Here is a 12124-nt window from a genome sequence, read left to right on the forward strand (position 1 = left end):
AAATGCCCAAGCTCAAGACCAAGAGCGGCGTCAAGAAGCGCTTCAAGTTCACCGCCACCGGCAAGGTGAAGCACGGCGTCGCCGGCAAGCGCCACCGCCTGATCTCGCACAACGCGAAGTATATCCGTCAGAACCGGGGGACCTCGGTCCTCGCCGATGCCGATGTCGCGCACATCAAGGCATGGGCACCCTACGGTCTTCGCTAAGGAGTAACGAGACATGGCACGCATCAAGCGCGGCACGACCACCAAGGCGAAGCACAAGCGGATTTTGGATCAGGCGAAGGGCTATTATGGCCGTCGCAAGAACACGATCCGCATCGCGCGCCAGGCCGTCGAAAAGGCCGGCCAGTACGCCTATCGCGACCGCAAGGTGAAGAAGCGGACCTTCCGTGGTCTGTGGATTCAGCGCATCAACGCCGGTGTCCGCGCGGAAGGCATCACCTATTCGCAGTTCATGCACGGCTGCAAGCTGGCCGGCATCGAACTCGACCGGAAGGTCCTGGCCGATATCGCCATGCACGAGGAAGCCGCCTTCAAGGCGATCGTCGCGCAGGCGAAGGCCGCCCTGCCGGAACAGGCCGCCGCGTAACCCGCGAGCGGTTCCTGTTTGAGGGATGAGAAGCGCCGGTGGGGTAACCCGCCGGCGTTTTTCGTTGTTTGTTCACTGTCCCCATCGTCATCCCGGCGAAGGCCGGGATCCATGGACACGCGACGCTGCCAGCAGCGCGATCCAGTAGCCCCACCCCCGTCCATGGATCCCGACTTTCGTCGGGATGACGATGTGATAGGATCGCAGGCATGAAGGTCGTTCGCGAGCCCTGCGTCTACATCGTCGCGAGTGGGCGCCACGGCACCCTCTACACCGGTGTTACCAGCAACCTCGTCCAGCGCATGCACCAGCATCGCGCCGGCACGTTCAACGGCTTTTCCCGACGCAACCGTTGCGCCCGCCTCGTCTGGTTCGAAAGACACGACAGCATCGAAACCGCCATCCAGCGCGAGAAGCGGATCAAGGAATGGCAGCGCAACTGGAAACTGACGTTGATCGAAACCACCAACCCCCACTGGTCCGACATCGCCACGGGGCTAGGCTTCGCCATCGTTCCGCAATAAAGCCTCGCTCCATATCCAGACCAGCGGAGCGACCGTGACCCCCGATCTCGACCAATTGCGTGCCGACCTGCTCGCCGCCATCGATGCCTCTGCCGGCGTCGACGCGCTGGAGGCGGTGCGTGTTCATGCGCTGGGCAAGCAGGGGGCGATTACCGGCCTGCTGAAGACGCTGGGCGCGCTGTCGCCCGAGGAACGCCAGACGGTGGCGCCGGGCATCCATGCGCTGCGCGAGGCGGTGACGAACGCGATCGGTGCGCGCAAGGCCGATCTGGAGGCGAAGGCGCTGGCGGCGAAGCTGGCGAGCGAGCGGGTCGACCTGACGTTGCCGGTCGACCGCCCGGCGCCGGGCGGGGTCCATCCCGTCAGCCAGGTGATGGACGAACTGGCGGAGATTTTCGCCGATCTGGGCTTCGCCGTGGCGACGGGGCCGGAGATCGAGGACGACTGGCACAATTTCACCGCGCTCAACATTCCCGAAACGCATCCGGCGCGGGCAATGCACGACACGTTCTACGCGCAGCGCCGAAGCCCGCAGGGCGAGGAAACCGCAAGCGCGGCCGGCGCTGCCCAAGCAGCGTCCGACGACGGTGGCTCCGCCACCGGCGCGCCCGAACGCTACGTCCTGCGCACGCATACGAGTCCGGTGCAAATCCGCACGATGATGGCGCAAAAGCCGCCCATCCGCATCATCGCGCCGGGCCGGGTCTATCGCAGCGACAGCGACGCGACCCACACGCCGATGTTCCACCAGATCGAAGGGCTGGTGATCGATCGCGGCATCCATATGGGGCATCTCAAATGGACGCTGGAGACGTTCCTAAAGGCCTATTTCGAGCGCGACGACATCGTCCTGCGCCTGCGCCCCAGCTATTTCCCGTTCACCGAACCGTCGGCGGAGGTCGATATCGGTTATACGCTGGAGAAGGGCCGGCGCGTGGTCGGCGGTGATCCGACCAAGGGCAATGGCGGCTGGATGGAGGTGCTGGGCAGCGGTATGGTCCACCCCAAGGTCATCGCGGCGTGCGGGCTGGACCCCAACGAGTGGCAGGGCTTTGCATTCGGCACCGGCGTCGACCGGCTGGCGATGCTGAAATACGGCATGGACGATTTGCGGCCGTTCTTCGACGGCGATCTGCGCTGGCTCAAACATTATGGATTCTCGGCGCTGGACGTTCCCACGCTGTCGGGGGGAGTGACGGCATGAAGTTCACCTATGGCTGGCTCCAGCAGCATCTCGACACCGATGCGACGCTCGACACGATCCTGGGCGCGCTGAACGCGATCGGGCTGGAGGTCGAGGGCGTCGAGAATCCGGGCGAGAAGCTGGCCGCATTCCGCGTCGCCCGCGTTCTCAGCGCCGAACGGCATCCGCAGGCGGACAAGCTGCAGGTGTTGTCGGTCGATGCCGGCGACGGTCCGTTGCAGGTGGTGTGCGGCGCACCCAATGCCCGTGCGGGGCTGGTCGGTGTGTTCGGGATGCCCGGCGCGACGGTGCCGGCCAATGGCATGGTGCTGAAGGTCGCAGCGATCCGCGGCGTCGAATCGAACGGCATGATGTGTTCGACCCGCGAATTGGAACTGGGCGAGGATCATGAGGGGATCATCGAACTGCCCGACGACGCGCCGGTCGGCACCCCCTTCCCCGCCTATGCCGGACTGGACGATCCGGTCATCGACGTCAGCGTCACGCCGAACCGGCAGGATTGCATGGGCGTGCGCGGGATCGCGCGCGATCTGGCGGCGGCGGGATACGGCACGCTCAAGCCACTGGCGGTGCCGGTCGTCGCGGGCGAAGGCGATGGCCCCGACGTGCAGGTCGAGGATGAAGCGGGCTGTCCGGCCTTCTATGCGCAGGCGGTGCGCGGCCTGACCAATGGCGAATCGCCCGACTGGATGCGCAAGCGGCTCAATGCGATCGGGCAGAAGCCGATTTCGACGCTGGTCGACATCACCAATTACGTGATGTTCGATCTGGGGCGGCCGCTGCATGTCTATGACCTTGCCAAGCTGAACGGCGGGCTGGTCGCGCGGACGGCGCAGCCGGGTGAGAGCGTCGGGGCACTGAACGGCAAGACGTACACGCTGGCCGGTGGCGAGACGGTGATCGCCGACGATGCCGCCGTGCACGATATCGGCGGGATCATGGGCGGCGAGCATTCGGGCGTGTCGGAGACGACCACCGACGTCCTGATCGAATGCGCGTACTTCACGCCGGAAGCGATCGCGCGGACGGGTCAGAAGCTGGCGCTGACCAGCGATGCGCGCACCCGGTTCGAACGCGGGGTCGATCCGGCGTTTCTGGATCAGGGCCTCGCCATCGCGACCCATTATGTGCTGCAATTGTGCGGCGGCACCGCCAGCGGTGTGACCAAGGCGGGATCGCCGCCGGTCGCGCCGCGCACGATCACGCACCAGCCGGAGCGGGTGGCAACGCTGGGCGGGCTGGACGTGGCCGAGGACCGGCAGCGCGATATCCTCGAACGGCTGGGCTTCACGGTCGGCGATGGCTGGCAGGTGACCGTGCCGTCGTGGCGGCGCGATATCGACGGCACCGCCGATCTGGTCGAGGAAGTGATCCGGATCGAGGGGCTGGACAAGGTCCCCTCCACCCCGCTCGACCGGCCGGCGGGTGTCGCCGTGCCGACCGCGACGGCCGAACAGAAGCTGGAGCGGCGCATCCGGCGGGCGGCGGCGGCGCGCGGGCTGGCCGAGGCGATTACGTGGAGCTTCATCGCCGAGGACGAAGCCGCACCGTTCGGTGGCGGTGCGTGGGAGGTCGTCAATCCGATCGCCAACGACATGCGGATCATGCGGCCATCGCTGCTGCCTGGCCTGTTGAGTGCGGCGGGTCGCAACCTGAAGCGCGGCCAGTCTAGCGTGAAGCTGTTCGAGATCGGGCGGCGCTATCTGGCCGATGCCGAGCGGATGACGCTGGGTATCGTCTTCGCGGGCGAGCGGTCCCCACGCGGTTGGCGCGGGGGCAGGGCGCAGGGCTTCGATGCGTTCGATGCGAAGGGCGAGTTGCTGGCGCTGCTCGAAGCGGCGGGGGCGCCGGTCGGCAACCTGCAGGTGATGGAGGCGCCGGGCGACGTCTATCATCCGGGGCAGTCGGCGACGCTGCGGCTGGGGCCGAAGACTGTGCTGGCGAGCTTCGGCGTGCTGCACCCGACGCTGGCCAGGGCGTTCGACCTGCCGGCGGGCACGGTCGCGGCCGAGCTGTATCTCGATGCGCTGCCGGCGAAGCGCGGTGGCGGGGCGATGCGCGGGGCCTATGCGCCGCCGGCGTTGCAGGCGGTGACCCGCGACTTCGCCTTCGTGGTGGCCGACGGCGTCACCGGCGACCAGCTGGTGCGCGCGGTGCGCGGTGCGGACAAGGCAGCGATCGTCGATGCGCGGCTGTTCGACGTGTTCGCGGGCGCTGGCGTCGAGCCGGGGCATAAGAGCCTTGCGATCGAGGTCACGTTGCAGCCGGGAGCGAAGAGCTTCACCGATGCCGAGTTGAAGGCGGTATCGGACAAGATCGTCGCTGCGGCGACCAAGATCGGCGGGAACCTGCGCGCATGACCGTGACCCTGAGCAATGGCACGCTGACCGTGGCGGTCGAACCGCTGGGTGCCGAGCTGCATTCGATCAAGGATGCAACGGGCCACGAGCTGATGACCAATGCCGATCCGGCGTTCTGGACCGGCCATGCACCGATCCTGTTCCCGATCATCGGCGCGGTGCAGGACGATCGCTATCATGTCGATGGCGAGGTCTTCCACATGGCCAAGCACGGGTTTGCGCGGCGGCGGAAGTTTGCGAAGGTTGCACATAGCGACACTTCCGTCCGGTTCGAACTGGTCGACGATGCGGAAACTCGGAAGGTGTATCCGTTCGCGTTCATGCTTCACGTGGAACATCGGCTGGACGGCGCTACCCTTCATAGCGAGGTGACGGTGACGAATACCGGCGATCGCGACCTGCCGGCGAGCATCGGCTTCCATCCGGCGTTCGCATGGCCGCTGCCTTATGGCCGGCCGCGTGCGGAGCATCGGATGGTGTTTTCGGACGCGGAAGTTGGCACGGTGGCCGCGATTGCGGACAACGGAACGATCGCGCCGGAGCGGCGGCCCGATCCGGTCGTCGATCGGGTGTTGACGCTGACCGACGCATTGTTCGCGCGGGATGCGCTGGTTTTCGATCCGGTTCGAAGCACCTGGGTGCGCTATGGGGCGGAAGACGGGCCACAGCTGCGGGTCGATTTTTCGGGGATGCCGAAGCTGGGCATCTGGACGAAGCCGGGTGCCAGCTTCGTCTGTATCGAGCCGTGGGACGGGATTGCCGATCCGGAGGGGTTTGCGGGGGATATCTTCGACAAGCCCGGCATCCATCGGGTTGCGCCGGGACAGTCGCATCGGGCGGCGATGTCGGTCACGTTGGAAGATTGATTTTCACGCGAAGGCGCGGAGACGCGAAGAGAAGAAGTCAGGTTGGATTTCGCGCAGAGGCGCGGAGGCGCAGAGGGGTTACGCTCGCGGTACGGCTCCGCCGCGACAGCGGCTTTCTCGCTCGTTGCAGGGGATAGAAGCGGTCTCCCGAACGCTGCCGGCTCGACCTTGCGCAACTCCTCTGCGCCTCTGCGCGAAATCTACCTTTTTCACTCCGCGCCTTCGCGCCTTCGCGTGAACCCCCCTTCTTCCTACCCTCGCACGAAGCCGAATCTTGCCGCCTCCCCCGTGCAGCCCTAAAGGCCGGCGATGGACCATATTTCCGATCGCCGCACTTTTGCGATCATTTCCCACCCCGACGCCGGCAAGACCACGCTGACCGAAAAGCTGCTGCTGTTCGGCGGTGCGATCCATCTGGCGGGCGAGGTCAAGGCGCGCGGGGCCGCGCGGCGGGCGCGGTCGGACTGGATGAAGATCGAGCAACAGCGCGGGATTTCGGTCACGTCGTCGGTGATGACGTTCGAGCGGAACGGCCTGACCTTCAACCTGCTCGACACGCCGGGCCACGAAGACTTCAGCGAAGACACCTATCGCACGCTGACCGCGGTCGATTCGGCGGTGATGGTGATCGACGCCGCGAAGGGCATCGAGCCGCAGACGCGCAAGCTGTTCGAAGTGTGCCGGTTGCGCAGCGTGCCGATCATCACCTTCGTCAACAAGGTCGATCGCGAGGGCCGCGACCCGTTCGCGCTGCTCGATGAAGTCGCCGACATGCTGCAACTCGACGTATGCCCGATGACGTGGCCGGCGGGCATGGGCGGGCAGTTCGAAGGTATCTACGACCTGGTCGACAACCGGCTGTTGCAGCCCGAGGTCGGGACCAAGGATTTTCAGGGCAAGGTCGAGCAGTTCAGCGGCCTAGACGACGAACGGATCGATGCGGTGCTGTCGGCGGAAGGGGCCGAGCGGCTTCGCGAAGAGGCTGAGCTGGCGACCGGTGGCTATGCCGCGTTCGACGGTGCGGCGTACCGTGCGGGCGATCTGACCCCGGTCTATTTCGGGTCGGCGCTGAAGGAGTTCGGCGTCGATTCGCTGATCGACGCGATCGCCCGCCACGCCCCCCCGCCCCGCCCGCAGCCGGCCGAACCCGCCCCGGTCGATCCGACCGACGATCGCGTCACCGGGTTCGTGTTCAAGGTGCAGGCGAACATGGACCCCAATCACCGCGACCGGATCGCGTTCATGCGGCTGTGTTCGGGGACGTTCAAGCGCGGCATGAAGCTGACCCCGACCGGCCATGGCAAGCCGATCGCGATCCATTCGCCGATCCTGTTCTTCGCGCGCGAACGCGAACTGGCGGACGAAGCCTATCCGGGTGACATCATCGGTATTCCCAACCATGGGACGCTGCGCGTCGGCGATACGCTGTCGGAGCGGGCGGATGTCCGCTTTACCGGGCTGCCGAACTTCGCGCCGGAAATCCTGCGCCGCGTGGTGCTGAAGGATCCGACCAAGACCAAGCAGTTGCGCAAGGCGCTGGACGACATGGCCGAGGAAGGCGTCACGCAGGTCTTCTATCCCGATATCGGGTCGAACTGGGTGATCGGGGTGGTCGGGCAGTTGCAGCTCGAAGTGCTGCTGAGCCGGCTTGATGTCGAATACAAGGTCGCGGCGGGGCTGGAAATGGCGCCGTTCGAGACCGCGCGGTGGATTTCGGCGGGCGATCCGGCGGATCTGAAGGCGTTCACCGACCTGCATCGTTCGGCGATGGCGAAGGATCGCGACGGCAATCCGGTGTTCCTGGCGAAGAGCGCTTGGGAGGTCGGGTATATTGCCGATCGGTATTCCAAGGTGACGTTCGCGGCGACTCGGGAGCGGTAGAGGGTTTCACGCGAAGGCGCGGAGGCACGAAGAAGTTTGATTCGCGCAGAGGCGCAGAGGACGCAAAGGGGTGGCGCTCGCGGGGACTGACAGCGATCCGGCGAAGCCCCGCATCCGCTGCCACTTGGTTTGAAAGCCGCTGCCGCGGCAAGTGCCTTCTCTGCGTCCTTTGCGCCTCTGCGCGAAATCTACTTTTCCTCTTCCTCGCGCCTTCGCGTGAACCAGATCACGCTACCCAGTCGCGACCGAGCCGGCGGCTGGCGAGTGCCATCAGGGCGCCGGCGACCAGATACAGGCACAGTGCGGCGGCGATGGCGTAGCGCAGCGATTCGCTGCCGAAGGTCGGGGCGAGTCCCTTCGACAGCTGGCCGACGACCCAACTGCCCAGACCCAGCCCGATCAGGTTGTTGATGAGCAGGAAACAGGCCGAGGCGGTGGCGCGCATGTGCGCTGGCACGAGGTGCTGGACGGCGGTCAGGACCGGGCCGAGCCAGACATAGACCAGTGCCTGCGGGATCACGAACAGCGCGAAGGCGGCGAGCCAGCCGCTCGACAACACGCCGGCAATGAACAACGGCGTGCCAAGGATGTAGCAGAGTGCGGGCAGCAGCGCATACCAGCGCTTGTTGCGTTGACCCAGCCGGTCACCGAGTGAGCCGCCAAGCAGGATGCCCGCCACGCCGCCACTCAAGAGCAGCGCGCCGAAGAACTGGCCGGTCTGGATCAGGTCGAGGCCGAAGCTGCGCATCATCAGGCTGGGCAGCCAGAAGCCGACGCCATAGCCGCACATCGACCCCGCCGCCGCGCCGAAGGCGAGCAGCCAGAAACTGGGCTTGGCGGCCAAGATGCCGAACACGCGGCCGACCGGGATACGGTCGGCGCTGGCGGTGGCACGCGGCGGATCCTTGACGATCCAGCGGAAGAACGGGGCAATGACGATGCCAGCCAACCCGACGGTGTAGAAGGCGGTGCGCCATTCCACCGCCTGCGCGATATAGCCGCCGAGCAGCACCCCGCCGGCCGCGCCCAAGGGGATGCCGAGCGAATAGATGGCGAGCGCGCGGGCGCGGCGTTCGGGGGGGAAGGTGTCGGCGATCAGCGCATAGGACGGGGCGACGCCGCCCGCCTCCCCTACCCCCACGCCGAGGCGGTACAGGAACATCTGGGTGAAATTCTGCGCGGTGCCGCACAGCGTGGTGAAGGCGCTCCATACGGCGAGGCTGATGGTGATGACCCAGGTGCGGCTGGTGCGGTCGGCGACCAGTGCGAGGGGGATCGCCAGCGTCGAATAGAGCGCGGCGAAGGCGATGCCGCCGAGCATCCCCATCTGCCCGTCGTCGAGGCCGAGGTCGCGCTGGACTGGTTGGGCGAGGATTGCGAGGATCTGTCGGTCGAGGAAGTTGAAGCTGTAGACCAGCAGCAACATGGCGAGGGTGATGCGGGGGTTTTTCATGTCGGCCCTCTAACTCCTCCCCGCTCCGCGAGGAGGGGGACCATGCGTAGCATGGTGGAGGGGGGGCGCCACCTCCACCGCCGTTGCGACTGGGGACACCCCCCTCCACCACCGCTTCGCGGCGGTCCCCCTCCCCACAAAGTGGGGAGGATTTAGAAGCGCACCTCGAACGTGGCGGTCGCGGTGCGGGGCGGGCCGTAATAGCCGATGATCGAATTGCCGAAGAGCGCGCCGGGGAAGTTGTAGCCCCCGACCCGATAGCGTTGGTCGGTCAGGTTGCGCAGCGCCATGCCGATCCGGTAGCGGCCATCGCCCGAAATCCAGTTGGCCGAGGCGTTGACCAGCGCATAGCCGTCCTGATCGAGCGCGGGCGTCGGGATTTCGAACAGCGCGTAATCGCTGCGCAGCGTCACTTCGGGCGTTACCGACAGCGATCCACCAGCGAAATCGGTCGAGGCGGTGAAGGAGGCGGCGGCGGTGAATTCGGGTGTATTTTGGAACACGCGCTGGTTCGAGACGTCGACCGGCGTGGTGCCGCCGCCGATGAAGGTCAGGAATTCCTTGTAGTCGGCATTGGTGTAGCCGAACGATACCTGCGCCGAGAAATTGCGCGACGGGACCATCCGCCCCTCGATCTCCAGGCCGTAGATGTCCGCCTTACCGGCATTGTCGACGAAGCTGGCGATGCCGCCATTCACATTGGGCACCTGAATGGTGACTTGCTGGTCGGTATAGCGTGAATAATAGCCGGCCATGTTGAGGAACAGTGTGCGGTCGAGGAACGCGCCCTTCATGCCGATTTCGTAGCTGGTGATCTTTTCGGGGTCGTAGCCATTGACGGTCGTCGGCGTGAACACCGCGTCGCCGCGCATGTCGAAGCCGCCTGATTTGAACCCCCTGCCCCATGACGCGTAGAGGTTCAGATCCTGACGCGGCTCGTAGCTGATCGAGACACGCGGGGTGAACTGGTCGAAGCTGCGGTCGTTGGTGTAATCGGTGCGGATCAGCCCCGGCACGGCGGCGGCATTGCCGAAGCGGGGCGAACGGATGCCGGTATAGTTGCGGCGGAACACCGTGCCGGTCTTGTCATCCTTGGTATAGCGCAGGCCCGCCGAGACCTTCAGCCGGTCGGTCAGGTCGTAGCTGACGTCGCCGAACGCAGCATAGCTTTTGGTCCTGACCTGTCCTGAGGTCAGCGTGGTCAGGTTGAGGCCGCCGAGCACGGTGTCGAACGCGCCCGACGCATCGGCGTTGAGGTAATAGAGGCCGACGACGCCCTGCACCCGATCGCCCTCGATCAGCAGTTGCAGTTCCTGCGTGAATTGCCAGTCGTCATATTCGGCGGGCACGTCCAAGGTCGGCAGCGCGGTGTTGTCGAAATCGATGACGGTGTTGGTGGCACCTTCGCGATAGGCGCTGATGGATTTGAAGGTCAGCAGGTCGGATAACTGGAACTCGCCGGTCAGTGACAGGCCCTGCGCCACGACGCGGTTGCGGTCGCCGATCCCCGCGCGGGTGTCGTAGACGCTGGCGGTCGGCGCATAGCGGGCGTCGGTGCCGTTCCCGAGCAGTCGGGTGCCGTGGCGCGGGTTCGACTTGTCGAGCGTGCGATCGCCGGCGAGGCGCACGAAGATGCTGTCGGTCGGGGTCCATTCGGCCGAAACGCGCGCGGCCAGCACGTCCTTGTCATACTGGTCGGCGCCGGTGGTCAGGTTGGTGCCGTATCCGTCGCGCTTGTACCGCGCGACCGCGCCGCCGATCGAGAACGTGTCGCCCAGCGGCACCGTCACCTGCCCGATCAGGTCGAGCTGGTTATAGGCGCCATAGGAGGCGCGCGCGGTGCCGACGAAGTCGTTGCCGAGCCGCTTGGTCACATATTTGATCGCGCCGCCGATGGTGTTGCGGCCATAGAGCGTGCCCTGCGGCCCGCGCAGCACCTCGACCCGTTCGACGTCGAAGATATCGAGCACCGCGCCCTGCGGGCGGGCGACATAGACGTCGTCGAGATACAGGCCGACGCCGGGTTCGAAGCCCCAGAGCGGATCCTGCTGGCCGACGCCGCGGCTGAACGCGATCAGGGTGGAATTGGAACCGCGCGCGATTTGCAGCGTCAGGTTGGGGGTCTTGTCCTGCAACGCGGTGATGTCGACCGCGCCGGTGCGGGTCAGTTGATCGCCGGTCACGACCGACATGGCGATCGGCACGTCGATCACGCTTTCGGCGCGACGGCGGGCAGTGACGACGATGTCGCCATCGCCCTGATCCTCGACCACCGATGCCGTTTCGGCGGGGGTTTCGGGTGGCGTTTCGGTGGTTTGCGCAAGCGCCGGTGCGGTGACGAGTGCCGCCCCCATCAGCAAACCGGCGCGGATTCCGAACGTGCGACGCATCGACCTCTCCCTGCATGGACGCCACCCATTTGGCCGGGTTGTACGTCGTTGCGCTTGGCTATACTGAAAGCTGAACCGGGTTTCAACTTCCGCCCGGACCGGGGAGGAAATTTATGGCCGAGACGGGGGCGAGCAGCAGCGGCGACGACAAGATGCCGCGCACCGAACGCGGTCGTCGCACGCGTCGCACGATCCTCGACGCCGCCGCCGCCGAGTTCGGGGAAAGGGGGTTTCACGAAGGATCGATCAGCGGGATTACGCGGCGCGCCGGTGTGGCGCTGGGCAGTTTCTACACCTATTTCGATTCGAAGGACGCGGTGTTCCGGGCGCTGGTCGCCGATATGTCGGCACAGGTGCGCGATCATGTCGCACCGGCGATTCGCGAGGCCGACGGGCAGATTGCGGCGGAGCGGGCCGGGTTGCTGGAATTCATCCGCTTCGTCCGCGCGCACAAGGAAATCTATCGGATCATCGACGAGGCCGAGTTCGTCGATCCAGCGAGCTTCCGCCTGCATTATTCGACGACCGCCGACCGGATCGCGGCGCGGCTGCGTGCGGCGGCGGAACGGGGCGAGGTTTCGGACAAGGTGTCCGAAATCCATGCCTGGGCAATCATGGGCATGAACGTGTTTCTGGGGCTGCGCTACGGCGTGTGGGACGAGGATCGTTCGCCGGAGGATGTGGCCGACGCGGTCGCAGTGTTGCTGGCGCGGGGGATGGTTGGTTCAAGCGAAGGCGCGAAGAAGGAAGATTAGGGGTTCGCGCGGAGGCGCGGAGGCGCGGAGGCGCGGAGACGCGGAGACGCGGAGACGCGGAGACGCGGAGACGCGGAGACGCGGAGGGGTTGTGCGCCGG

10 protein-coding genes are annotated in these 12124 nt (G+C 66.1%); 8 read left to right on the forward strand and 2 right to left on the reverse strand.

From position 1 onward, the window contains the following. Positions 1-2 precede the first annotated feature (2 nt). The 7 genes from rpmI (at position 3) to ASE59_RS14420 (ending at position 7426) form a co-directional block, all read left to right on the forward strand. Positions 3-206: a 50S ribosomal protein L35 gene (gene rpmI, locus ASE59_RS14390; protein WP_056457646.1), complete on the forward strand. Its 204-nt coding sequence runs from the start codon at positions 3-5 to the stop codon at positions 204-206. Positions 207-219: 13 nt separating this feature from the next. Next, the gene (gene rplT, locus ASE59_RS14395; protein ID WP_055757215.1) at positions 220-591 is read left to right on the forward strand and encodes a 50S ribosomal protein L20; all 372 of its coding nucleotides are present in this window, start codon (positions 220-222) and stop codon (positions 589-591) included. 209 nt (positions 592-800) lie between these two features. After that, positions 801-1115 carry a GIY-YIG nuclease family protein gene (locus ASE59_RS14400; RefSeq protein WP_056457649.1) on the forward strand — a complete coding sequence of 105 codons (315 nt, stop codon included), beginning with the start codon at positions 801-803 and terminating at the stop codon, positions 1113-1115. Between the two features lie 34 nt (positions 1116-1149). Continuing rightward, positions 1150-2319, forward strand: coding sequence for a phenylalanine--tRNA ligase subunit alpha (gene pheS, locus ASE59_RS14405; protein WP_056457652.1), 1170 nt, complete (start codon positions 1150-1152; stop codon positions 2317-2319). Beyond that, a complete protein-coding gene (gene pheT, locus ASE59_RS14410; RefSeq protein ID WP_056457654.1) occupies positions 2316-4679 on the forward strand; it encodes a phenylalanine--tRNA ligase subunit beta in 2364 nt (787 codons plus the stop codon). Before pheS ends, pheT begins: the two co-directional genes overlap by 4 nt. Beyond that, on the forward strand, positions 4676-5545 hold the full coding sequence (locus tag ASE59_RS14415) for an aldose 1-epimerase family protein (protein WP_056457657.1): 870 nt from the start codon (positions 4676-4678) through the stop codon (positions 5543-5545). Before pheT ends, ASE59_RS14415 begins: the two co-directional genes overlap by 4 nt. Positions 5546-5854: 309 nt before the next feature. Further along, positions 5855-7426: a peptide chain release factor 3 gene (locus tag ASE59_RS14420; protein WP_056457660.1), complete on the forward strand. Its 1572-nt coding sequence runs from the start codon at positions 5855-5857 to the stop codon at positions 7424-7426. A 226-nt stretch (positions 7427-7652) separates the two neighbouring features. Here the strand turns inward: ASE59_RS14420 and ASE59_RS14425 are convergent, their stop codons facing one another. Further along, on the reverse strand, positions 7653-8879 hold the full coding sequence (locus ASE59_RS14425) for a spinster family MFS transporter (RefSeq protein WP_056457663.1): 1227 nt from the start codon (positions 8877-8879) through the stop codon (positions 7653-7655). A gap of 152 nt (positions 8880-9031) precedes the next feature. Then, positions 9032-11269 (reverse strand): TonB-dependent receptor, encoded by a 2238-nt coding sequence (locus ASE59_RS14430; protein WP_056457666.1) that lies wholly within the window; start codon positions 11267-11269, stop codon positions 9032-9034. Positions 11270-11382: 113 nt separating this feature from the next. On the opposite strand from ASE59_RS14430, the gene ASE59_RS14435 reads away from it, so the two are divergent. Next, positions 11383-12024 carry a TetR/AcrR family transcriptional regulator gene (locus tag ASE59_RS14435; RefSeq protein WP_056457669.1) on the forward strand — a complete coding sequence of 214 codons (642 nt, stop codon included), beginning with the start codon at positions 11383-11385 and terminating at the stop codon, positions 12022-12024. Positions 12025-12124: the final 100 nt, after the last annotated feature.

Origin of the sequence: Sphingomonas sp. Leaf10, assembly GCF_001421245.1 — a bacterium.
In the GTDB taxonomy this organism is placed as follows: domain Bacteria; phylum Pseudomonadota; class Alphaproteobacteria; order Sphingomonadales; family Sphingomonadaceae; genus Sphingomonas.

Bases quoted from the DNA above. Each gene is read 5' to 3' on its own strand.
- ASE59_RS14430 (WP_056457666.1), bottom strand. From the start codon at position 11,269: ATGCGTCGCACGTTCGGAATCCGCGCCGGTTTGCTGATGGGGGCGGCA.
- rplT (WP_055757215.1), top strand. From the start codon at position 220: ATGGCACGCATCAAGCGCGGCACGACCACCAAGGCGAAGCACAAGCGG.
- ASE59_RS14435 (WP_056457669.1), top strand. From the start codon at position 11,383: ATGGCCGAGACGGGGGCGAGCAGCAGCGGCGACGACAAGATGCCGCGC.
- rpmI (WP_056457646.1), top strand. From the start codon at position 3: ATGCCCAAGCTCAAGACCAAGAGCGGCGTCAAGAAGCGCTTCAAGTTC.
- ASE59_RS14415 (WP_056457657.1), top strand. From the start codon at position 4,676: ATGACCGTGACCCTGAGCAATGGCACGCTGACCGTGGCGGTCGAACCG.
- ASE59_RS14400 (WP_056457649.1), top strand. From the start codon at position 801: ATGAAGGTCGTTCGCGAGCCCTGCGTCTACATCGTCGCGAGTGGGCGC.
- ASE59_RS14420 (WP_056457660.1), top strand. From the start codon at position 5,855: ATGGACCATATTTCCGATCGCCGCACTTTTGCGATCATTTCCCACCCC.
- pheT (WP_056457654.1), top strand. From the start codon at position 2,316: ATGAAGTTCACCTATGGCTGGCTCCAGCAGCATCTCGACACCGATGCG.
- ASE59_RS14425 (WP_056457663.1), bottom strand. From the start codon at position 8,879: ATGAAAAACCCCCGCATCACCCTCGCCATGTTGCTGCTGGTCTACAGC.